Source organism: Sphingomonas sp. (genome assembly GCF_965200105.1).
Classification (GTDB): domain Bacteria; phylum Pseudomonadota; class Alphaproteobacteria; order Sphingomonadales; family Sphingomonadaceae; genus Solisphingomonas.
In genome coordinates this window covers 184,081-205,178 of record NZ_CBDATN010000003.1, presented here as the reverse complement: position 1 = coordinate 205,178, position 21,098 = coordinate 184,081, and the positions used below count along the sequence as shown (strand labels likewise).

Sequence of the window (21,098 nt, the reverse complement as noted above, 5' to 3'; positions counted from 1 at the left end):
ATGGGGCGATCAGTCATGACGCACCTCCGCCGGCAGCGTCTCGGGCAGGGGTGCGCCGATCACGGGGGCGAGGGTACGAGCCTGGAACAGGGCCTTGGCGCGGGCGAGAGCGGTGGAACGGGCGCGTCGAGTGCTTTTCGCCGCCGCCACTCGACGCGCAGCGACTCGCGATGGCGCTACTCCGCGCCTCCACGGCGCCGAGAACAGGCCGTGAAAGTCAGAACGCTGGTCATAACGCCAGTCAGAACGAGGCTTGCGCCCTCGCCTGAGATTGGCGGTTTTCCGGCATTTAACTGGCTCCCCGGGCAGGATTCGAACCTGCGACAACTCGATTAACAGTCGAGGGCTCTACCGCTGAGCTACCGAGGAATGGCCGGGCGCGGATATGCCCGAGCGGAGGATGGCCGTCAACGGGACGTGAGGGAGCAGCGAACCCTCCGTGCGGGCGCCACTTAGACCGCGAATTGCTCCATCGTGATGCGATCGTCGAGCGCGTGCTCGGGATCGAACAGCAAGGTGAGCGCGGTCGAGCGATCGAGCACGATCTCGACCGTCGACACATCGCGTATCTCGCGCTGGTCGGCCACCGCGGAGACGGGGCGCTTGACCGGATCGAGCACCCTCAGCCCGATGCGGCTGCTCTCGGGCAGGATGGCGCCGCGCCAGCGGCGGGGACGAAAGGCGCTGATCGGGGTCAGCGCGATCAGCCCCGAGCCCAGCGGCAGGATCGGCCCCTGCGCCGAGAAATTATAGGCGGTCGATCCCGCCGCCGTCGCCGCCAGCACGCCGTCGCAGACGAGCTCGGGCAGCACCACGCGGCCGTCGACCGACACCTCGATCCACGCCGTCTGCCGCGTCTCGCGCAGCAGCGACACCTCGTTGATCGCGGGGCTGTCGAAACGCTCGCCGTCCACCGTCTCGGCCGACATGCGCAGCGGCGCGACGGTGAAGGCGCGGGCGCGGGCGAGGCGATGGTCGAGCGCGTCGAGCTTCCACTCGTTCATCAGGAAGCCGACGGTGCCGAGATTCATCCCGAAGACCGGCCGGATCGCGTGGCGATCGAGCATGGCGTGCAGCGTCTGGAGCATGAAGCCGTCGCCACCCAGCGCGACGATCAGCTCCGCCTCCTGGAGCCCGACGAACTCGTAGCGGCGGCACAGCTCGGCGGCGGCGGCCTGCGCCTGGGGCGTGGGCGAGGCGGCGAGCGCGAGGCGGCTCGCGTCGCGGCGTCGATCGCGGCTGTCGCCCCCCATCGGCATCCTAGCCGCCGGTCGCGCTCATGTGGCGGGCGACGGCGGGCGCGGCGTCGCGCTCCTCGATCCTAAAGCCGTGCGCGCGCGGCTTCAGCGCCAGCGCCTCGTCGATCGCGGCGTCGAGCGCGTCGCGCCCGCCCTCGCGCCACGCGGCGCGCAGGTCGACGCGGTCGTCGTGGCCGAGGCACATGTAGAGCCGGCCGGACGCGGTGAGTCGCACGCGGTTGCAGCCGTCGCAGAAATTCTCGGTCAGCGGCGTGATGAACCCGACCCGCGTCGCAGTGCCCGGCACGCGCAGGTAGCGTGCCGGCCCGCCGGTGCGGTGCGCGTCGGCGACGAGGCCGAACCGCTCGATCAGGTCGCGCCGCACGCCGTCGAGCGGCAGGTAGCGATCGGTGCGATCCTCGTCGACGACGCCGAGCGGCATCGTCTCGATGAACGTCAGGTCATGCCCTTCCGCGACGCACCAGCGCAGCATGGCGCCGACCTCGTCCTCGTTAACGCCTTTCAGCGCGACCATGTTTATCTTGACGGCCATGCCCACCGCCCGCGCGGCTGCGATGCCGGCGAGCACTTGGCCGAGGTCGCCGGTGCGCGTTATCGCGCGGAAACGCTCCGGATCGAGGCTGTCGAGGCTGACGTTGATCCGGCGCACCCCGGCCGCCGCCAGCGCGGGCGCGTGCTCGGCGAGGCGGGTGGCGTTGGTGGTGAGCGTCAGCTCGTCGAGCGCGCCGGTGGCGAGATGCCGGCCGATCCGCGCCGCCAGCTCGCCGATGCCGCGTCGGACGAGCGGCTCGCCGCCGGTCAGCCTGATGCGTCGCACGCCGCGCGCCACGAAGGCGTCGGCGATCGCCGCCATCTCCTCCAGCGTCAGCACCGCTGAGCGCGGCAGGAAGGTCATCGCCTCGCCCATGCAGTAGCGGCAGCGCAGATCGCAGCGGTCGGTGACGGACAGACGCAGGTAGCTGATGCGCCGACCGAACCCGTCGATCAGCGCCGCGGGCGGCGAAGGAGCGATCGTCGCCATCGCTTGCGTAGCTAGGACGCCGGCGCGGCCCCGGCAAGGTGCGCCTCGCGACGCTTTAAGGCCGGCGTGGGACAGATCGGCGCGGCGAAGCGGATTGGCGGCGGCGGCAGGGTTGCCTAGACGGAGGACCGGCGCCGTGATCGCGCGGTCGCCGGCCTGAGGAGAGCCTGTCATCGTCCAGATCGCGCGAACCGGCGCAGCTCCGCTCTTCCTGCTGTCCTTCCGGCAGCGCGACGAGCTTGCGCGCATGGTCGAGCGGATCGGCTGGAACCCGATCGCCGCGCGGCGCGCCGATGCCGCCGGCCGCCGCTTCCTCGCGTCCGGCGCGTCGGTGGTGCTGGTCGACGCGCGCGAGCGGACGGCGGATGCTCTCGCAGTGGTGCGCGACATCGCCGACACGGTGCAGGCCAACGGCGCCGCCATCCTGATCCTGTTCGCCCGCCGCGACATGGCGCAGATCGCCGCCGCCTACGAGGCCGGTGCCACGCACTACGTCATCGGGCCCCTCGTCGAGGCGGAACTCGCGCAGGCGCTGCGCTTCGCCGCGCGCCACGCCGAGCGTATCGCCGGCGGCCATCGCGGCGCCGACGGGCGCGACCGGATCGCCGCCGCCGACGCCTTGAGCTGGCGGTGGCGCCCGGGCCTGCCCCGCGCGGTAACGCTGAGCCCCGCGCTCGCGGCCCTCGCCGGGTTCGGCGCGGAGGAGGGCGAGCGCACCGTCACGCGCGGCGCCGCCGGGCGGCTGCTCGGGCGGGCGGGGCTCCGCGCGGCGCTGTCCGCCGTCGCGCGCCTGCGTGCCGGCGACACGATCGCGCCGTTCGCGCACGACAGGCCGGGCGGTGCCCGCCTTGCCCATCATGTCGCGCAGGACGCCGACGGCGAGGTGACCGGTCAGGTCGAGTCGCTCGACACGTCGCGCGGCGATCGCACCGTGCCGCGCGACGCTCTCACCGGCCTCGAAGACGGGCACGGGGCCCGGCGCTGGATCGAGGCGCGGCTCACCGGCGGGGCGGCGGCGGGGACAGGGGTGCCCGTCCTCCTCGTTCTGGGCCTGAGCCGCTTCGACATGGTCAACGCCGCCTTCGGGCGCGGCGTGGGCGATGCCATCATCCGCGCCGTCGGGCGACGCATCGAGCGGGTGGCGGCACTCGGCACCGGGCGGCGTCGGCTGGTCGCGCGGCTCGCCGGCGCCGAGTTCGCGATCGGCCTGCCGCCGCCCGCCACGATCGAGCAGGCGGAGGCGCTTGCCGCCGAGCTGGTCGCCGCGATCGGGCGGCCGTTCGTCGCCGGCGATCATGTCGTGACGCTCACCGCCCGCGCCGGCATCGCCGCCGCGCGGCCCGAGGACGCCGCCGCCGCCGACCTGCTGCGCAAGGCCAGCCTCGCGCTCGCCGACGCGCGCGAGGGCGACGCCGCCCGCGTGCGCGTGTTCGAGGCGGGCGAGGAGACGCGCCGTGCCGACGACCGCCGGCTGGAGCTGGATCTCCGCCTCGCGCTCGACGAGGAGCAGATCGAGATCGTCTGGCAGCCGCAGGTCTCGATCGCCACGGGTCGTATCACGGGCGTCGAGGCGCTGGCGCGCTGGCGCCACCCGACGCTGGGCGAACTCGGCGCCGACGCGCTGTTCGCGGCGGCCGAGCGCTCCGACTATCTCGCCGAACTCTCCACCCACGTGCAGGAGCGCGCGGTCGCCGTCGCGGCGCGCTGGGAGGGCGCGCTGGGCGCGCTGCGCGTCTCGATCAACGTCACCGCCGCCGACATCGGCGACACGGGCTTCGCCGCGGCGATGCTGGCGCGCATCGACGGCGCGGGGCTGGCGCGCGACCGCGTGACGGTGGAGGTGACGGAGACGGGCCTCATCGCCGATCTCGGTGCCGCCGCCGGCCTGCTCGCCTCGCTGCGCGCGGCGGGGCTCAGGGTGGCGATCGACGATTTCGGCACCGGCTATTCCAGCCTCGCTTACCTGAAGGCGCTGCCGCTCGACACCATCAAGATCGACCGGCGGCTGGCGCAGGACATCGCCGGATCGGCGCGCGACCGCATCGTGGTGCGATCCGTCATCGACATGGCGAGGTCGCTCGGGCTCGCGGTGGTGGCGGAGGGGGTGGAGACCGAGGAGCAGCTCGCTTTGCTGGCGCGCGAGGGCTGCCAATATTATCAGGGCTTTCTGTGCTCGGTGCCCGTGGACGAGGCGGGGCTGCGCAGGCTGGTGCGCTGATCGCGGCGGAGCGGGGTCGCCGCCGGGCGACGACCCCGCGCGACGTCACGCTTTCTTGCGGCCGCGCTTCGGGTTCGCGGCGGCCTCGGCGTCCTCCTCCTCGTCGGGCGACTCCTCGCCCGCCTCGGCGAGCGCCTCGCCCAGCGCCTTCAGCTTGTCCTGCGCCTTGTCGGACTTGTCAGCGATCTTGGTGGTCGCCTCGCCCAGCCGGTGGAGCAGCGCGTGGACGCGATCGCTGTCGGGCTCCGGCTTCTCGAGCTGCTTGCGGAGCGAGGCGAGATCGCGAAGGATGCCCTTCGCGCCCGCCACGTCGACGTCGGCGAGCGCCGCCTCCCAGTCCTCGATCATGTCCGCGCCCTTGCCGGGCTTGGTCTCGTCGAGACCGCGATTGATCGCGTTCATCGTTCCAGCGAACTTCAGGGCCATGGTTCGATCCTCCTCCAGTATCGGCACGGCTGAACGAAGACTTTCGCCGACATATCCGGCGTTCGGACGACGATTTCGTGCTCAGGAAACATAGATCACGGCCAGCCGACGCCGCCCGTCTCGCCGTAAATCTGCCCGGTGGTGTAGCTCGAACGCGCGTCCGCCAGCTCGACGTAGACGGAGGCGAGCTCGGCCGGCTGGCCGGGGCGCTTCATCGGCGTGTCGGCGCCGAATTGCGGCAGGCGCTCGGGCAACTGCCCGCCGCCGACCTGGAGCGGCGTCCAGAACGGGCCGGGCGCCACGCCGTTCACGCGGATGCCCTTGTCGATCATCTGCTTGGCCAAGCCGCGCACGAAGATCATGATCGCGCCCTTGGTGCAGGCATAGTCGAGGATCTCGGGCACCGGCTGCTGCGCGTTGATCGAGGTGGTGCAGATGATCGCGGCGCCCGCCGGCAGATGCGGGATCGCGGCCTTGGCGATCCAGAACATCGCGTAGATGTTGGTCTTCATCGTCTGTTCGAGCTGCTCGGTGGTGATCTCCATGATCGACTTCACCGAGTGCTGGTAGGCCGCGTTCGACACGAGGATGTCGAGCCCGCCGAGCTGGCGCGCCGCGCTCTCCACCATCTGGCCGCAGAACGCCTCGTCGCGGATGTCGCCGGGCAGCAGCACCGCCTTGCGCCCGGCCTGCCGGATCAGCTTGGCGACGTCCTGCGCGTCGGGCTCCTCGTGCGGGTGATAGTTGATCGCGACGTCCGCGCCCTCGCGCGCGTAGGCGATGACGGCGGCGCGGCCGATGCCGCTGTCGCCGCCGGTGACGAGCGCCTTGCGCCCCTTGAGCCGGCCCGAGCCCCTGTAGCTCTTCTCGCCGCAATCGGGCACCGGGATCATCTTGGATTGCAGCGCCGGCCAGGGCTGCTGCTGCTGCTGGAAGGGCGGCTTGACGTAGCGGTCCTGCGGGTTGCCGAGCTGGGCCGTTTCCCCCGCGTCCATCGGCACCGCGCCGATCGCGGGGCCGGCGACGGCGGACGCGAGGCCGGCGGCGGCGAGGCCCCGGAACATGTCGCGGCGGGTGGTGTCGATATCGTCGGCCATGGGACGCTCCTCGTTCGCTGCTTGCCCGAACGGCGAGGAGCCCAAGTGGTTCAACGCCAAGTGCTTCGTGGCGATCACGGGGCTACGTGCGTCAGGCCGCCGCCTTGGCGAGCCCCTTGGCGAGCTGCCCCGCGCCGTGCAGCCGCTTGGCCGGGTCCGACCAGTCGCGCTGGATCACCAGCTTCTCGTCGGGGCGCAGCTTGGCGGTGCCCTTGAGCCGCTCGACGTAGGAGAACAGCCCGCGCACGTTGGGGAAGCCGCCCTCGGCAAAGGTGACGAGCGCGCCCTTCTGTCCGACGTCCAGCTTGGCGATCCGCGCCGCGCGGCAATCGAGCTTGATCGCGATGACGTCGATCAGGTTCTTCGTCTCCGGCGGCAGCTTGCCGAAGCGGTCGATCAGCTCGGCGGCGAAGGCGTCGATGCCCTGGCGGTCCTCGATGCCGGTGATGCGGCGGTAGAGGCCCATGCGCAGATCGAGATCGGGCACGTAGGTCTCGGGGATCAGCACCGGCACGTCGACGGTGATCTGCGGCGAGAAATCCGATTTCGCCTCGGGCACGTCGACGCCGCCCGCCTTGGCGATCGCGATCGCGTCCTCCAGCATCGACTGGTAGAGTTCGAAGCCGACTTCCTTGATGTGGCCGGACTGCTCGTCGCCCACCAGGTTGCCCGCGCCGCGGATATCGAGATCGTGGCTGGCGAGCTGGAAGCCCGCGCCCAGCGTGTCGAGATCGCCGAGCACGCGCAGGCGCTTGTCCGCGCCTTCGGTCATCAGCCGGCCGGCCGCCGTCGTCAGGTAGGCGTAGGCGCGCGTCTTGGACCGGCCGACGCGGCCGCGAAGCTGGTAGAGCTGCGCCAGGCCGAAGTGATCGGCGCGGTGGACGATTATCGTGTTGGCGGACGGGATATCGAGCCCGCTCTCCACGATCGTGGTGGACAGCAGCACGTCGTACTTGCGATCGTAGAAGGCGGAGATCTTCTCCTCCACCTCGCCCGCGCCCATCTGGCCGTGGGCGGTGACGAAGCTCACCTCGGGCACCTCGTCGCGCAGGAACTTCTCGACGTCGGGCAGGTCCGCGACGCGGGGCGCCACGAAATAGCTCTGGCCGCCACGATAATGCTCGCGCAGCAGCGCCTCGCGCAGCACAACGGGATCCCACGGCATCACGTAGGTGCGCACCGCCAGTCGATCGACCGGCGGCGTCTGGATCACCGACAGCTCGCGCAGGCCCGACATCGCCATCTGCAGCGTGCGCGGGATCGGCGTGGCGGTTAGCGTGAGGACGTGGACATCGGCCTTGAGCGCCTTCAGCCGCTCCTTGTGGACGACGCCGAAGCGCTGCTCCTCGTCGACGATGACGAGGCCCAGCCGCTTGAACTCGGTATTCTTGGCGAAAACGGCGTGAGTGCCGATCACGACGTCGAGCTTGCCGTCCGCCAGCCCGTCCCGCGTCGCCTTGGCCTCGGCGGCGCCGACGAGGCGCGAGAGGCGGCCGACCTCCAGCGGGAAGCCGCGAAAACGCTCGGCGAACTGGTTGTAGTGCTGGCGCGCCAGCAGCGTGGTGGGGCACACCACCGCCACCTGCATGCCGGACATGGCGGCGACGAAGGCGGCGCGCATCGCTACCTCGGTCTTGCCGAAGCCGACGTCGCCCACCACCAGCCGGTCCATCGGCTTGCCGGCGGACAAATCCTCCAGCGTCTCGCCGATCGCGCGATCCTGGTCGTCCGTCTCCTCATAGGGGAAGCGATCGACGAACTCGGCGTAGCCGGCACCTTCCTCCGCCACCTCGGCGTGGCGCAGCGCGCGCGCGGCCGCCGTCTTCATCAGCTCGCCCGCGATCTCGCGGATGCGCTCCTTCATGCGCGCCTTGCGCTGCTGCCAGGCGACGCCGCCCAGCCGATCGAGGCCGACATTGTCGGCGTCCGCGCCGTAGCGCGACAGCACGTCGATATTCTCCACGGGCACGTAGAGCTTGTCGCCGCCGCCATATTCGATCGCGACGCAATCGTGCGGCGCCTTGGCAACGGGCACGGAGGTGAGGCCGAGATAGCGGCCGATGCCATGCTCGGCATGGACCACGAGATCGCCGACGCCGAGCGTCGCGAGCTCGGCCAGGAAGGCGTCGGCGGATCTCTTGCGCTTGGCGCGGCGGACGAGGCGATCGCCGAGCAGATCCTGCTCGGTGAGCACCACCACGTCGGGCGCGGTGAAGCCATGATCGAGCGGCAGGACGGCGAGCGCGATGCGGCCGTTGGGCTTGGGCGTGGCGGTGCCCAGCGCCTCCTGCCAGCTCTCGACGGGGGCGAGCGCGGTGAGCCCATGCTCGTCGAGCAGGCCGGACAATCGCTCGCGCGAGCCAATCGTGTAGCTCGCCAACACGACGCGGCGGCCCTCGCGCTGCATCTTGCGGACGTGGACGGCGACCGCTTCGTAGATGTTTTCTTGTGCCGTGCGCTCCGGCGTGAAGTCGCGGGGGCTCGCGACGTCGAAATCGAGCACGGTCGCGCTCTCGGGCTCGCGGTGGCCGGTGGCGAGGTGCATCGGCCTGTCGGCGATCAGCGCCTCCCACTCGGCCTGTCGCAAGTAGAGCGTGTCGGCGGGCAGCGGGCGGTAGCTGCCGGGATCGGCGGACTGCGCGCGGGTACGGTTGGCGTGATAGTCGGCGATCGCCTCGAAGCGGCCCTCGGCGGCGCCCGCCGTGCCGGCGTCGCGCACGATCACGTCGTCGTCGCCGAGGTGATCGAAGAGCGTGGCGAGCCGTTCCTCGAACAGCGGCAGCCAATGCTCCATGCCGGCCAGCCGCCGGCCGTCGGAGACCGCCTGATAGATGGGATCGCCCGTCGCCGTCGCGCCGAAGCGCTCGCGATAGCCCGAGCGGAAGCGCTTCACCGAGGCCTCGTCGAGCAGCGCTTCGGAGGCGGGCAGCAGCGTGAAGCCCTCGATGCGATCCACGGTGCGCTGGTCGGCGGGATCGAAGCGGCGCACGCTCTCCACCTCGTCGCCGAAGAAATCGAGCCGTAGCGCCATCTCCTCGCCCGAGGGCCAGAGATCGACCAGGCCGCCGCGCACGGCATATTCGCCGGGATCGGCCACCGTGTCGGTGCGGACATAACCGTTTGCTTGGAGCAGCCGCGACAAGGCGTCGCGATCGATGCGCTCGCCGGGCGCCAGTTTGGCGACGAGCTGGCGGATGCGGAACGGGGTGAGCGTGCGCTGGGTGGCGGCGTTGACGGTCGTGACGAGGAGCTGCGGCGCGCCCGCCTTGCCCTGCAGCGCGTGCAGCGTCGCCAGCCGCTCCGCAGAGAGCCTGAGCGAGGGCGAGGCGCGATCGAAGGGCAGGCAATCCCAAGCCGGGTAGGACAGCACCGACAGTTCGGGCGCGAAATAGCCGACCACGTCCGCCACGGCGCGCATCTGCTGCTCGTCCGACGCGACCAGCACCGCCCGCCGCCCCGCGCCGCACGCGCGCGCCACGTCGGCGAGCAGCGAGGCGAGGAACCCCGCCGGCACCGACGACAGGGTGAGGGGCGCCCGCGCCTTGAGGATGCGCGCGAGCTCGCCCGTCTCGGCCGCCGCCGCCATGCTCAACGCGGCACCGCGATATAGTCGAGCCGGCGCATCGCGTGCATCATCGCGCCCTCGTAGCGCGCCGGCGCCTGCTGCGTGCCGATCGCCCAGGCCATGACGTCGACATCGTCCTCCTCCAGTATCGCGGCGAACCACGCGACGGCGGCGTCGTCCCAGTCCGCATGATGCCTGTCGAAGAAGCCGCCGATCAGCAGGTCCGCCTCTTTGGTGCCGCGATGCCAGGCGCGGAAGCGAAGGCGCTTGATATGATGCTCGCGATCCATGCCTTGCCCCACGCGGAAAAGGCCGCGCGTGCACGGGCACGCGGCGGCTGTTAGGGCGCCAGATAGGCATGAGACCCGAACTCCTCAATCCGCTGTTCGCCGAGGTGGAGGCGCTGAAGGGAGTGGGCGCGGCCCTCCTGAAGCCGCTCCACAAGCTCGGCATCCGGCGCGTCGTTGATCTGCTGTTCCACCTGCCGGTTACGCTGGTCGAGCGCCGGCGCGTCGATCGGCTGGCGCTGTCGGACGCCGGGCGCGGCATCATCGCGACGCTGACGCCGGTGGAATATCGCGGCTCGTCGTCCCCACGCGGGCCGTTCCGTGTGCTGGCGCGCAACGAGGGCGGCGACGTGGTGGCGCTCACCTTCTTCGGCGGCGGCGGGGGCTATGCGCGCAAGCAGTTGCCGCTCGGCGAGCCGCGCATCGTGGCGGGGCGGCTCGATCTCTACGGAGATCAGTTCCAGATCGTCCACCCGGACCAGATCGTGGCGCCCGACGACGCGGGCGAGATCGTCGAGCGCGAGCCCGTCTATCCGCTCACCGCCGGGCTCACCTCGCGGCGGCTGGCGGCGCTGGTGGCGCAGGCGATGGAGCGCGTGCCAGACCTGCCCGAGTGGATCGAGCCCTCGCTGCTCGGCGCGCGCGGCTGGCCGCCCTTCGCGGAGGCGCTACGCCGGGCACACGCCGATCCCGGCGACGAGGCCGCGCGCGAGCGTCTGGCCTACGACGAGGTCTCGGCGGACCAGCTCGCGCTCATGCTGGTGCGCGGCGCGACGCGGCGGCGGAAGGGCCGCGCGCTGATCGGCGACGGGCGGCTGCGCCTCGCGCTCGACCTGCCGTACAGCCCCACCGGCGCGCAGGCGCAGGCGATCGCGGAACTGGAGGGCGACATGGCGCAAGGGACGCCGATGCTCCGCCTGCTCCAGGGCGATGTCGGCGCGGGCAAGACGCTGGTGGCGACGATGGCGCTGCTGGTCGCGGCGGAGGCCGGGGCGCAGGGCGCGCTGCTGGCGCCTACCGAGATCCTGGCGCGCCAGCATCACGCCACCTTGTCGCGGCAGCTCGGGGCGCTCGGCCTGACGGTGGCGATTCTCACCGGGCGCGAGAAGGGACGCGCGCGCGAGTCGACGCTGATGGGGCTGGCGGACGGCTCGATCGACATCCTGATCGGCACCCACGCCATCTTTCAACAGCACGTTGCCTATCGCGATCTCGGCCTCGTAGTGGTGGACGAGCAGCACCGCTTCGGCGTCGCGCAGCGCATGATGCTGGCCGCCAAGGCCGAGCGCCCGCCGCACCTGCTGGTGATGACCGCGACGCCGATCCCGCGCACGCTCACCCTCGCCAACTATGGCGAGATGGACGTCAGCCGGCTGGACGAGATGCCGCCCGGCCGTCAGCCGATCGAGACGCGCGTGGTGTCGCTGGAACGCATCGACGAGGTGACGGGCGCGGTCGGCCGCCATGCCGAGGCCGGCGGGCAGGCCTATTGGGTGTGCCCGCTCGTCGAGGAGACCGACAATGACGATGCGGCGGCGGAGGCGCGCGCGGCGGCGCTGACGGCGGCGTTGGGAACACGCGTCGGCCTCGTCCACGGCCGCATGAAGGGGCCGGACAAGGACGCGGTGATGGCCGCGTTCTCGCGCGGCGATCTCGCCGTGCTCGTCGCCACCACGGTGATCGAGGTCGGCGTGGACGTGCCCAATGCCACGCTGATCGTGATCGAGGGCGCGGAGCGCTTCGGCCTCGCCCAACTCCACCAGCTGCGCGGCCGGGTCGGGCGGGGCGGGGGCAAGTCCACCTGCCTGCTGCTGCGCGGCAACGCGCTCTCGGAAACGGCGCGATCGCGCCTAGCGCTGATGCGCGAGACCACCGACGGCTTCCGCATCGCCGAGGAGGATCTGAAGCTGCGCGGCGGCGGCGAGCTGCTCGGCACCCGTCAATCGGGCGAGGCCGGCGCCCGCCTCGCCGACGCCACGCGCACCGCCGCCCTCATCGACACCGCCCACGCCGACGCCCGCCTCCTCACCGATCGCGACGGCGGCCTGGAAGGGGCGAGGGGACGGGCGGCGCGGCTGCTCCTCTACCTGTTCGAGCGCGACGCGGCGGTGGCGTTGCTGCGGGCGGGGTGACGGCGGCTTTCGCCTCGACCTGGTCGTTCAAGGTGAGCCATCCAAGCTACCGAAAACGGCCCTTCGTTCAGCGCGATCTTCCCGCTTCTTCATCTCCCAATGGCAATTTCGAGAAAGAGCAATCGGGAACAGGTTTCGGGAAAGCGGGTCGCGCGGACAGCGGCCGGCCCGATTGGCGGGGCTCCTTCCCCGATCCACGTTCGTTCGCGGGAAAGCTGAAAAGGCCTACCGCTCTGGCGACATCGAAGGTCTCATTCCTTCAGCTCTTCCAGGATGAGCCGCCATGTTTCGTCGGCACGTCCCTCGAACATGCGTCGGGCGAGGTCGTGCGCACGTTCGCCAAAGTGCTCGCGGAGCGCAATTGCCATCAGGCGTACAGCTTCCGCACGGGGATCGGTATCGTCGATGAGTGCCATGCCGAATGCATGGAATTGGTCGCTCGAGCAACATAGTTTCAGAGGCTGGTTACCTCGCGCGGGTGACCCAGGCTGGTACGCCTATACAAAGTGGGGCTGAGCAGACAGTCGAGTGACTGTTTCCGTCAATCGCCGCCGTCAAGCCTGGATCATAAGATCGACGATCTATGGGATGATCGTAGCTATCGTCGTGGTGTGGGCGCTTGCCATCATCTGGTTCGTAGGGACGGGTTCGCACTACCATACTGCGTGATGGCAGCTATCGCCCTTGTGCCTCTTAACGCGGACCGACGCGAAACCACCGCTTTTAATAATGAGCATCCATCAGGTGCGCACCACCGACTTGACAAACGTACCATATAGGACAGCAGTGAACTCGCTCTCAAGCCGTGGACGCACGATGGCGGGCCGGGAGCGGTTCGGGCGGCGACGTTCGGGCCGGCGGCCGGCGCGAAGTCATCCGGTTCTCAAGCCGAAGCTTCGCCGGTCAAAAGCCGCCCCGGCTAACTGAGCCGTCCCGGCCACCACCGGGAGACGGCACCGCCGGGGGGCATCAAAGCCCGGACGCGATCGTGAGACATCGCGAGACTGTTCAAGTCGTCCGGCAACCGGGTGCGCGTGGCAGGACGCGCCGGCCGTATTCTCCCTCGATCCGCGAGAGCGGAGGCACGCCTGCGCCTACCGCATCAGCAGGCCGTGGCGCTTCTTGCCGAGGCTGATCTTCATCGGCGCCTTCTCCAGCACGATCTCGTAGGCCGGATCGGCGATCGCGACGTCGTTGAGGCGCACCGCGCCCTCCGCGATCTTACGCCGCGCCTCGCCGTTCGATGCCGCGAAGCCCAGCATGGTCAGCGCCGACACCAGCCCGATGCGACCCTCCTCCAGCCGCAACGTCGGCAGGTCGCCGCCCGCGGCACCTTCCTCGAAGGTGCGCCGCGCGGTCTCGCCCGCGTCGCGCGCCGCATCTTCGCCGTGCGCCATTGCGGTCGCGGCGTCGGCGAGCGCCTTCTTGGCGGCGTTGATCCCGGCGCCCTCCAGCGCCTCCAGCCGTGCGACCTCGTCGAGCGGCAGGTCCGTGAAGAGGCGAAGAAAGCGGCCGACATCGGCGTCCTGCGTATTCCGCCAGAACTGCCAGTAATCATAGGGACTCAGCATGTCAGCGTTGAGCCACACCGCGCCCTTGGCGGTCTTGCCCATCTTGCCGCCGTCCGCCGTGGTGATCAGCGGCGTGGTGAGCCCGTAAACCTGCGTGCCGTCCACGCGCCGGGCAAGCTCGATGCCGTTGACGATATTGCCCCACTGGTCCGATCCGCCCATCTGCAGGCGGCACGCGGCGCGGCGCGAAAGCTCCAGGAAATCATAGCCCTGGAGGATCATGTAGTTGAATTCCAGGAACGACAGCGACTGCTCGCGATCCAGCCTGAGCTTTACCGAATCGAAGCTCAGCATCCGGTTGACCGAGAAGTGCCGCCCGATGTCGCGCAGGAAGGGAATGTAGGCGAGGCCGTCCAGCCACTCGGCATTGTCGACCATGACCGCGTCCGATGGGCCATCCCCGAAGATCAGGAACCGCTCGAAGACACGGCGTATCGAGGCGATGTTGGCGGCGATCGTCGCGTCGGTCATCAGGCTGCGCGCCTCGTCCTTGAACGAGGGATCGCCGATCTTGCCGGTGCCGCCGCCCATCACCACGATCGGCCTGTGCCCCGCCTGCTGGAGCCGGCGCAGCATCATAATCTGGACGAGGCTGCCGACGTGGAGCGATGGCGCGGTGGGATCGAAGCCGATATAGCCCGGCACGACCTCGCGGGCGGCGAGCGCGTCGAGCGCCTCGGCGTCCGTCACTTGGTGGATGTAGCCGCGCTCGGCGAGCGTGCGGAGGAGGTCTGACCGGTAGCTCGTCATGGCGGGCGGGGCGGTAGCACAAGGATCGACGCGATGGGTAGCGAGGCGATGCTGGCGGTGGGCCTTATGTCCGGCACGTCGCTCGACGGCGTCGACGCCGCGCTGATCGAGACCGACGGGGAAGGACATGTCCGCCCGATCGCGTTCCGCTCCGAGCCCTACTCGCACGACGCGCGCCGCCAGCTTCGCGAGGCGACCGCGCTGGCGCTCGCCTACGATCGGCCGCGGCCGAGCCCCGAGATCGTCGCGGCGGCCGAGCTGGTGACGCGGCGCCACCTGCTCGTCGTGCGCCAGCTGCTGCGCGACGCCGGCGTCGTGGCGAACCAGGTGGCCGTGGTCGGCTTCCACGGGCAGACGGTGGCGCACCGGCCGGATCGCGGCTGGACGTGGCAGATCGGCGACGGCGCGGCGATGGCCGACGCGCTCGGCATCGCGGTGATCGACGACTTCCGCTCGGCAGACGTCGCGGCGGGCGGGCAGGGCGCGCCGCTGCTTCCCGTCTACCACCGCGCGGTGGCCGCTGGGGAGGGGCTGCCGGTGGCGATCCTCAACCTGGGCGGCGTCGCCAATATCAGCTATCTCGACGAAGGCGCGCTGGTGGCGTTCGATACCGGCCCGGCCAACGCGCTGGTCGACGACTGGATGATGGCCGAGCGTGGATCGCCCCGCGACGAGGACGGCGCGCTCGCCGCCACCGGCGCCGTCCACCGCAGCGTGCTCGACGCGCTGCTCGACAACCCCTGGTTCGACCTGCCGCCGCCCAAGTCGCTCGACCGCGCGGACTTCACCGCCCAGCCCGCGCGCGGCCTGTCGGCGGCCGACGGGGCGGCGACGCTCACCGCCTTCACCGCCGCCACCGTGGCGCTGGCGCTCGATCACCTGCCCGCCCGCCCGCGCCGCCTGCTGGTGGCGGGCGGCGGGCGGCACAACGCGACGATGATGGCGATGATCGCGGATGCCTGCGCGCTTCCCGTCGAACCCGTCGAGCGGCTCGGCGCCGATGGCGACGCGGTGGAGGCGCAGGGCTTCGCCTATATGGCGGTGCGCACGCTACGCGGCCTGCCGATCAGCTTTCCCGGCACCACCGGCGTGCCCGTGCCGACGATCGGCGGCTGCATCCATCGCCCCGGAAAGCCGACATGATCCGGTCCGGCCGTCGCGCGCGGCGACGCTCGCCGCATCCCACCACGTCTGCCCGCCCGACGCCTGATCGACGAGGGAGCGAGGTGATCGCCGCCGCCATTCCTGCAACCGCAAGCGGCGGCGCTGGCCGAGCGGTGGCGGCTCAGGCCGTTCGCGCGGCCTCGCGCGTCTCGAGCAGGTCCCACAAGCCGCGATGCTGGACGAGGAGCTGGCGCGCGCCGAAGGCGAGCGCGCGATCGTTGCCGAGCGCCGCGACGACCGAGGCCGACGCCGTCTCGCCGTCGCGCGCCGGCGGCAGGTCGCAGGGCGGCGACTGCACGCCCGCGCGTCGCGCGGCGCGGTCGAGCATCGCGCGCACCGTCGCCCACTCGGCGACGAGCGCGAAGGCGGCGCCGAGCGCGGTGCCGCGCCGATCCGATTGCGAGAGAACGGCGAGCGCGTGCGTCTGGCTGCCCACCGCCGCCTCGCTCTGCGCCTGCCCGGGCGTGCTCGGCATCGCGCCGACCGACACGGTTAGCCGCGTCAGGAAGGCGCGCTCGGCCGCGAAGCCCGCGGTGACGCGATAGATCCAGTCACGCGCGTCGGTGTGAAAGACGCGGTCGGCGGCGTGGTCGATCACGCCGGGGAAGCGGCCGTGGAGCAGGCACAGGAAGTGCACCGCGTCGGCCAGCATCGCGTTCGACGACTCCGCGCCGCCGAGCCGCGCGAGATAGGGGTGCCGGCCGCTGCCCTCCTCACCGACGAGCGCGGCGATGACGCCTTCGCGCGGGGAGCCGACCCCGTCCGCCTTGCTCGCCATGTCGGAAACTCCCTATACGCCCCTGTCGCGCGCCTATGCGCGTTCGCGGGTAAAGGGGGAGTTTACGGGCCGCCGGACCCGCCGCCGCGTTGCCCGAGCTGAGGGAGACGGGAACATGAATTTCGGCATGGGTTCGGGAGTCGGCTGGCTCGGCACGATCGCGATCATCTGCGCGCTGGGCGCGCTCGGCATCTTCCTCGCCTTCTTCTTCGCGGCCGCGAAGGGCGCGCACGACGACGTGGTGGAGGAGGATCGCGACCACGCCCGCGACGACTAGCCTGCTGCCGGAGGGGGTCGCCCGGTAGCCCAGCCGACCGGACGCCCCGGCACCCGCTACTGGTCGAGGAAGCTCCGCATCTTGCGGCTGCGCGAAGGGTGCTTGAGCTTGCGGAGCGCCTTGGCCTCGATCTGGCGGATGCGCTCGCGCGTCACCGAGAATTGCTGGCCGACTTCCTCCAGCGTGTGATCGGTGTTCATGCCGATGCCGAAACGCATCCTGAGCACGCGCTCCTCGCGCGGCGTCAGGCTGGCGAGCACCCGCGTGACGGTCTCCTTCAGGTTCTGCTGGATCGCGGCGTCGACCGGGATGACGGCGTTCTTGTCCTCGATGAAGTCGCCGAGATGGCTGTCCTCCTCGTCGCCGATCGGCGTCTCCAGGCTGATCGGCTCCTTGGCGATCTTCATCACCTTGCGGACCTTTTCCAGCGGCATCGACAGCCGCTCGGCAAGCTCCTCGGGTGTCGGCTCGCGGCCGGTCTCGTGGAGGAACTGACGCGAGGTGCGGACCAGCTTGTTGATCGTCTCGATCATGTGGACGGGGATGCGAATCGTGCGCGCCTGGTCGGCGATCGAGCGCGTGATCGCTTGGCGGATCCACCACGTCGCATAAGTCGAGAACTTGTAGCCGCGGCGATACTCGAACTTGTCCACCGCCTTCATCAGGCCGATATTGCCTTCCTGAATGAGGTCCAGGAACTGAAGTCCGCGATTCGTGTACTTCTTCGCGATCGAAATCACGAGGCGTAGGTTCGCCTCGACCATCTCCTTCTTGGCGATTCGCGCCTCTCGCTCGCCCTTCTGGACCATGTTCACGATGCGCCGGAACTCGGGCAGCGACATGCCCGTCGCCTGCACGATCTCGGCGATCTCGGCGCGGATGCGCTCCACCGCGTCGGCCTCCGCCGCCGCGAACGCCGCGAACTTCTTATCGAGCCCGCGCACCGTATCGAGCCAGCCCTCGGCGAGCTCGCTGCCGATATAGCTGTCGAGGAACGCCTTCCTCGGCACCTTGTGGCGCTCGGCCAGGCGCAGCATCTGGCCACCGAGCGCCGTCAAGCGGCGGTTATAGGCGTAGAGCTGGTCGACCAGAAACTCGATCTTGGCGCCGTGGAACTGGACGCTCTCCACCTCGGCGGTCAGCTCCTCGCGCAGGCGGTTATAGTCCGCTTCCTCGCGCGCGCCGAAGCCGCCGAGGTTGAGCGCGTCGACCCGGCGCTGCTGGATGCGGCCGAACTGGCCGTACAGCTCGGTGATCCGCGCGAACCGCTCCAGCGCCATCGGCTTGAGCTGCTCCTCCATTTGCGCGAGGCTGAGCGTGTTGTCCTCCTCGTCCTCCTCGACGGGGCGCGGCGCGCGGCGCTCGGTCAGCGCCTCCTCGTCCTCGTCGGGCGCGGCGGGCGCCTCTTCCGGCTCCTCCTCGGCGCGGAACGACGGGCCGGCGGTCTTCTCGCTGATCTCGCCGTCGCCCTCGGCCTCCTCGTCGGAGAGCGCCTCGGGGGCGGGATCCTTGTTGAGCATCGCGTCGAGATCGAGAATCTCGCGGAGCTGGATCTGGCCCTCGTTCAGCGCATTGGACCAGCCGATGATAGCGGTGAAGGTGATCGGGCTCTCGCACAGACCCATGATCATCGTGTCGCGGCCCGCCTCGATGCGCTTGGCGATCGCGATCTCGCCCTCGCGGGAGAGCAGCTCCACCGCGCCCATCTCGCGCAGGTACATGCGCACCGGATCGTCGGTGCGGTCGACCGTCTCCTTCTTGGGAGCGACCTGGAAGACCTCCTGCTCGCCGGCGTCCGGCTGCGCGTCCTCGGCGGCGTCGTCGTCGTCCGCGGGCTTGTCGTCCTCGCCGGCGTCCTCGTTCTCGACGATGTTGACGCCCATCTCGTTGATCGCGGACATCACGTCCTCGATCTGGTCGGTGGACATCTCGCCGACGACGGCGTTCAGCTCGTCCACCGTCAGGTAGCCGCGCTTCTTGGCGCGCGCGACCAGCTTCTTGAGACTGGCGTCGTTAAGATCGATCAGCGGCGCGTCGCCGTCGCCGCCTTCGCCGTTACCACCGGCCGCCGTCGCCACTTCCGCCGTGTTGGTCTTCGCCATTCAACCGCTACCCTGCTCGACGGGCGGCGCTCAGATCGCGTCGTCCGTAATCTGCATCAACTCCGAGAGGCGCCGATCCGTTTCGCGCCGCTCGTCGATCAGATGCCTCTGATCGTCCCAGGCGGCGACGTCGGCCTCGTCGTTGAACCGCGACGGGATCGCGGCCAACGCCTCGTCCACCTCCGCCCGCCTGACCAGCAGCCCGATCACGTCCCCCAGATCGCGGCGCGCGCGATCGGGCTCGGCATCGCCGCGCTGGAACGAAAAGGCAAGCTGGTTGGCGCCTGCCCGATCCGCCGACAGGCCTTCCGCGCCGGCGCTACGCAATATGGGCGCGAGCGTATCGGCTTCAAGCGCCACGCCGCGCCACGCCGCCTCGACCAGCGCGGCGCGCACCGCGTCCAGCGCGGCATCGTCGAACGACAGGCGTTCCAGCTCGTCGGCATGGGCGGCGATGCCGTCGGGGAAACGAACGAGCCCCATCAGGATCGCACGCGCATAGGGGTGGAGCGATCCGCGACGCAGCACCTCGCGGGTGGCGGCGAGCACGGGCGGCGTCGGCGGCGTCCAGCCGCCGCGCCGATCAGGGCGCGAGCTGCGTTGCGGACGGGGCACGAACTCGCGGCGCGGCGGCGCGAACAGCGCGTCGGCGCGGGCCCGGAACTCGGCGCGATACTGGTGCGACACCTCGCGATCGCCGATCGCGGCGGCGTGCTCGGCGAGCCGCGCCTTCAGCCCGGCGCGCGCCTCGGGCGTGTCGAGCGGCCCCGCCTCGAGTTCGTGGCTCCACAGCCGCTCGACGAGCGGCGTCGCGGCGGCGAGCACCGCGTCCATCGCGGCGCGGCCGCCGGCGCGCACGAGATCGTCCGGATCCTGGCCGGGTGGCAGCGTCGCGAAGCCGAGCGTGCGGCCCGGCGCCAGGAACGGCAGCGCCCGGAGCGCCGCCCGCGCCGCCGCCTTCTGCCCGGCCGCATCGCCGTCGAAGCACAGGACAGGCGCGGCATCGATCCGCCACAGCCGTTCGAGCTGGTCTTCCGTGAGCGCGGTGCCGAGCGGCGCCACCGCCTCGTCGATGCCGGCGCCGGCGAGCGCGATCACGTCCATGTAACCTTCGACCACGATCACGCGCCCGGCCTTGCGCGCGGCGGGCGCTGCGCGATCGAGGTTGAACAGCGTGCGGCCCTTGTCGAACAGCGACGTCTCGGGCGAGTTCAGATATTTGGGCTCGCCATCGCCCAGAATGCGCCCGCCGAACGCGATCACGCGCGCGCGGGCATCGCGGATCGGGATGATCAGCCTACCCCGGAAGCGATCATACGGATCGCGTCCATTCTCCTCGGGCCGGATCAGCAGGCCGCACTCGACGAGCCGGTCGTCGCCCACATCGCCCAGCGCCGAACGAAGCGCAGTGCGGCTGTCGGGCGCGAGGCCCAGCCCAAAGGCGCGCGCGAGCGCCGGCTTCACGCCGCGCCGCTCCAGGTACGCGCGCGCCGCGGAGCCTTCCGGCCCGCGCAGCCGCTCCTCGAACCAGCCGGCCGCGCGCGCCATCACCTCGTGGAGCGTGGCGGCCTGTTCCGCCCGCTCGCGCGAGCGGGGATCGGGCGCGGGCACCTCCAGGCCGGCGGCGTCGGCCAGCTCCTTCACCGCGTCCATGAAGGGCAGACCCTGCTGGTCGGTCATCCAGCGGATCGCGTCGCCGTGCGCGCCGCAGCCGAAGCAGTGGTAGAAACCCTTGTCGTCGTTGATCGTGAAGCTCGGCGTCTTCTCGTTGTGGAAGGGGCAGCACGCCTTCCACTCGCGCCCGGCACGCTGGATCTTGGTCGTCCGCCCGATCAGCGTCGAGAGCTGCGTCCTCGCGCGAAGCTCGTCGAGCCAGGCGGGCGAGAGCGTCATGCGCCGCCCGTCAGCCTCGCCTTCACGAGGCCTGACGCCTTGCCCATGTCGAGCGCGGTGCCGTGGCGCGCCTTCAGCTCGGCGATGACGCGGCCCATGTCCTTGGGGCCGGCGGCGCCGAGCTCGACGGCGATGGCGTCGATCGCCGCGCGCGTCTCGGCCTCGTCCAGGCGGCGGGGCAGGAACTCCTCGACGATGGCGAGCTCGGCCGCTTCCGCGTCGGCGCGATCCTCCGCGCCGCCTTTGCGGAACATCTCGATCGACTCGCGGCGCTGCTTGGCCATGCGGTTGAGCACCTCGACCACCAGCGCGTCGTCGTCGGCGGGCGCCTGGCCGGTGCGCGCCTCGATATCGCGGTTCTTCACCGCCGCCATGATGAGGCGGATCGCCTGCGTGCGTGGCTGGTCGCGCGCCTTCATCGCGGCGGTCTGCGCGGCCTTGAGTTCGTCCCGGATCATGGCCGTGTCATAGCGGGCGCGGGGCGGCTTGAGTAGAGTTGACCGGGCCCGCCCCCGGGTTTACCCGCCGGCCCTTAGCGACATCGCCGAAAACCAAGGA

16 protein-coding genes and 1 tRNA gene are annotated in these 21,098 nt (G+C 70.8%); 4 read left to right on the top strand and 13 right to left on the bottom strand.

Going from position 1 to position 21,098, the window contains the following annotated elements:
• Positions 1 to 294: 294 nt before the first annotated feature.
• The 3 genes from ACOFKX_RS13710 to moaA form a co-directional block, all read right to left on the bottom strand.
• Positions 295 to 369: transfer RNA gene (locus ACOFKX_RS13710), tRNA-Asn, on the bottom strand.
• Positions 370 to 452: 83 nt separating this feature from the next.
• On the bottom strand, positions 453 to 1,253 hold the full coding sequence (locus tag ACOFKX_RS13705; RefSeq protein WP_419827637.1) for an NAD kinase: 801 nt from the start codon (positions 1,251 to 1,253) through the stop codon (positions 453 to 455).
• Between the two features lie 7 nt (positions 1,254 to 1,260).
• The gene (gene moaA, locus ACOFKX_RS13700) at positions 1,261 to 2,280 is read right to left on the bottom strand and encodes a GTP 3',8-cyclase MoaA (RefSeq protein ID WP_419827636.1); all 1,020 of its coding nucleotides are present in this window, start codon (positions 2,278 to 2,280) and stop codon (positions 1,261 to 1,263) included.
• Between the two features lie 247 nt (positions 2,281 to 2,527).
• Here moaA and ACOFKX_RS13695 point away from each other — a divergent pair, with 247 nt between their 5' ends.
• Positions 2,528 to 4,498, top strand: coding sequence for a putative bifunctional diguanylate cyclase/phosphodiesterase (locus ACOFKX_RS13695; protein WP_419827635.1), 1,971 nt, complete (start codon positions 2,528 to 2,530; stop codon positions 4,496 to 4,498).
• Between the two features lie 45 nt (positions 4,499 to 4,543).
• Here the strand turns inward: ACOFKX_RS13695 and ACOFKX_RS13690 are convergent, their stop codons facing one another.
• The 4 genes from ACOFKX_RS13690 to ACOFKX_RS13675 all read right to left on the bottom strand — a co-directional run bounded on the left by ACOFKX_RS13690 (position 4,544) and on the right by ACOFKX_RS13675 (position 9,876).
• Positions 4,544 to 4,924, bottom strand: a complete 381-nt coding sequence (locus tag ACOFKX_RS13690) for a hypothetical protein (protein ID WP_419827634.1) — start codon at positions 4,922 to 4,924, stop codon at positions 4,544 to 4,546.
• Positions 4,925 to 5,019: 95 nt separating this feature from the next.
• Positions 5,020 to 6,021 (bottom strand): SDR family oxidoreductase, encoded by a 1,002-nt coding sequence (locus ACOFKX_RS13685; RefSeq protein ID WP_419827633.1) that lies wholly within the window; start codon positions 6,019 to 6,021, stop codon positions 5,020 to 5,022.
• 91 nt (positions 6,022 to 6,112) lie between these two features.
• A complete protein-coding gene (gene mfd / locus ACOFKX_RS13680; protein WP_419827632.1) occupies positions 6,113 to 9,607 on the bottom strand; it encodes a transcription-repair coupling factor in 3,495 nt (1,164 codons plus the stop codon).
• 2 nt (positions 9,608 to 9,609) lie between these two features.
• Positions 9,610 to 9,876 carry a succinate dehydrogenase assembly factor 2 gene (locus tag ACOFKX_RS13675; protein WP_419827631.1) on the bottom strand — a complete coding sequence of 89 codons (267 nt, stop codon included), beginning with the start codon at positions 9,874 to 9,876 and terminating at the stop codon, positions 9,610 to 9,612.
• A 68-nt stretch (positions 9,877 to 9,944) separates the two neighbouring features.
• On the opposite strand from ACOFKX_RS13675, the gene recG reads away from it, so the two are divergent.
• Positions 9,945 to 12,005, top strand: a complete 2,061-nt coding sequence (gene recG, locus ACOFKX_RS13670) for an ATP-dependent DNA helicase RecG (RefSeq protein WP_419827630.1) — start codon at positions 9,945 to 9,947, stop codon at positions 12,003 to 12,005.
• 251 nt (positions 12,006 to 12,256) lie between these two features.
• On the opposite strand, the gene ACOFKX_RS13665 is transcribed toward recG, so the two are convergent.
• On the bottom strand, positions 12,257 to 12,421 hold the full coding sequence (locus ACOFKX_RS13665) for a hypothetical protein (RefSeq protein WP_419827629.1): 165 nt from the start codon (positions 12,419 to 12,421) through the stop codon (positions 12,257 to 12,259).
• A 678-nt stretch (positions 12,422 to 13,099) separates the two neighbouring features.
• Positions 13,100 to 14,326 (bottom strand): tyrosine--tRNA ligase, encoded by a 1,227-nt coding sequence (gene tyrS, locus ACOFKX_RS13660; RefSeq protein ID WP_419827628.1) that lies wholly within the window; start codon positions 14,324 to 14,326, stop codon positions 13,100 to 13,102.
• A 33-nt stretch (positions 14,327 to 14,359) separates the two neighbouring features.
• On the opposite strand from tyrS, the gene ACOFKX_RS13655 reads away from it, so the two are divergent.
• Positions 14,360 to 15,469: an anhydro-N-acetylmuramic acid kinase gene (locus tag ACOFKX_RS13655; protein ID WP_419827627.1), complete on the top strand. Its 1,110-nt coding sequence runs from the start codon at positions 14,360 to 14,362 to the stop codon at positions 15,467 to 15,469.
• A 142-nt stretch (positions 15,470 to 15,611) separates the two neighbouring features.
• Here ACOFKX_RS13655 and ACOFKX_RS13650 read toward each other — a convergent pair whose 3' ends face one another.
• Positions 15,612 to 16,268 (bottom strand): DUF6975 family protein, encoded by a 657-nt coding sequence (locus tag ACOFKX_RS13650; RefSeq protein WP_419827626.1) that lies wholly within the window; start codon positions 16,266 to 16,268, stop codon positions 15,612 to 15,614.
• A 115-nt stretch (positions 16,269 to 16,383) separates the two neighbouring features.
• On the opposite strand from ACOFKX_RS13650, the gene ACOFKX_RS13645 reads away from it, so the two are divergent.
• Positions 16,384 to 16,545, top strand: a complete 162-nt coding sequence (locus ACOFKX_RS13645) for a hypothetical protein (RefSeq protein ID WP_419827625.1) — start codon at positions 16,384 to 16,386, stop codon at positions 16,543 to 16,545.
• A gap of 56 nt (positions 16,546 to 16,601) precedes the next feature.
• On the opposite strand, the gene rpoD is transcribed toward ACOFKX_RS13645, so the two are convergent.
• The 3 genes from rpoD to ACOFKX_RS13630 are packed head-to-tail and all read right to left on the bottom strand — an operon-like array spanning position 16,602 to position 20,998.
• Positions 16,602 to 18,647, bottom strand: a complete 2,046-nt coding sequence (gene rpoD / locus ACOFKX_RS13640; RefSeq protein WP_419827624.1) for an RNA polymerase sigma factor RpoD — start codon at positions 18,645 to 18,647, stop codon at positions 16,602 to 16,604.
• Positions 18,648 to 18,677: 30 nt separating this feature from the next.
• Entirely contained in the window at positions 18,678 to 20,540 is a 1,863-nt protein-coding gene (dnaG, locus tag ACOFKX_RS13635) for a DNA primase (protein ID WP_419827623.1), read from the bottom strand.
• Positions 20,537 to 20,998, bottom strand: coding sequence for a GatB/YqeY domain-containing protein (locus ACOFKX_RS13630; RefSeq protein ID WP_419827622.1), 462 nt, complete (start codon positions 20,996 to 20,998; stop codon positions 20,537 to 20,539). Before ACOFKX_RS13630 ends, dnaG begins: the two co-directional genes overlap by 4 nt.
• Between the last annotated feature and the right edge of the window lie 100 nt (positions 20,999 to 21,098).

What these genes read in the sequence shown, in the direction of transcription:
- ACOFKX_RS13705 (WP_419827637.1), bottom strand. Translation starts at nt 1,253, where the DNA reads ATGGGGGGCGACAGCCGCGATCGACGCCGCGACGCGAGCCGCCTCGCG.
- moaA (WP_419827636.1), bottom strand. Translation starts at nt 2,280, where the DNA reads ATGGCGACGATCGCTCCTTCGCCGCCCGCGGCGCTGATCGACGGGTTC.
- ACOFKX_RS13695 (WP_419827635.1), top strand. Translation starts at nt 2,528, where the DNA reads ATGGTCGAGCGGATCGGCTGGAACCCGATCGCCGCGCGGCGCGCCGAT.
- ACOFKX_RS13690 (WP_419827634.1), bottom strand. Translation starts at nt 4,924, where the DNA reads ATGGCCCTGAAGTTCGCTGGAACGATGAACGCGATCAATCGCGGTCTC.
- ACOFKX_RS13685 (WP_419827633.1), bottom strand. Translation starts at nt 6,021, where the DNA reads ATGGCCGACGATATCGACACCACCCGCCGCGACATGTTCCGGGGCCTC.
- mfd (WP_419827632.1), bottom strand. Translation starts at nt 9,607, where the DNA reads ATGGCGGCGGCGGCCGAGACGGGCGAGCTCGCGCGCATCCTCAAGGCG.
- ACOFKX_RS13675 (WP_419827631.1), bottom strand. Translation starts at nt 9,876, where the DNA reads ATGGATCGCGAGCATCATATCAAGCGCCTTCGCTTCCGCGCCTGGCAT.
- recG (WP_419827630.1), top strand. Translation starts at nt 9,945, where the DNA reads ATGAGACCCGAACTCCTCAATCCGCTGTTCGCCGAGGTGGAGGCGCTG.
- ACOFKX_RS13665 (WP_419827629.1), bottom strand. Translation starts at nt 12,421, where the DNA reads ATGGCACTCATCGACGATACCGATCCCCGTGCGGAAGCTGTACGCCTG.
- tyrS (WP_419827628.1), bottom strand. Translation starts at nt 14,326, where the DNA reads ATGACGAGCTACCGGTCAGACCTCCTCCGCACGCTCGCCGAGCGCGGC.
- ACOFKX_RS13655 (WP_419827627.1), top strand. Translation starts at nt 14,360, where the DNA reads ATGGGTAGCGAGGCGATGCTGGCGGTGGGCCTTATGTCCGGCACGTCG.
- ACOFKX_RS13650 (WP_419827626.1), bottom strand. Translation starts at nt 16,268, where the DNA reads ATGGCGAGCAAGGCGGACGGGGTCGGCTCCCCGCGCGAAGGCGTCATC.
- ACOFKX_RS13645 (WP_419827625.1), top strand. Translation starts at nt 16,384, where the DNA reads ATGAATTTCGGCATGGGTTCGGGAGTCGGCTGGCTCGGCACGATCGCG.
- rpoD (WP_419827624.1), bottom strand. Translation starts at nt 18,647, where the DNA reads ATGGCGAAGACCAACACGGCGGAAGTGGCGACGGCGGCCGGTGGTAAC.
- dnaG (WP_419827623.1), bottom strand. Translation starts at nt 20,540, where the DNA reads ATGACGCTCTCGCCCGCCTGGCTCGACGAGCTTCGCGCGAGGACGCAG.
- ACOFKX_RS13630 (WP_419827622.1), bottom strand. Translation starts at nt 20,998, where the DNA reads ATGATCCGGGACGAACTCAAGGCCGCGCAGACCGCCGCGATGAAGGCG.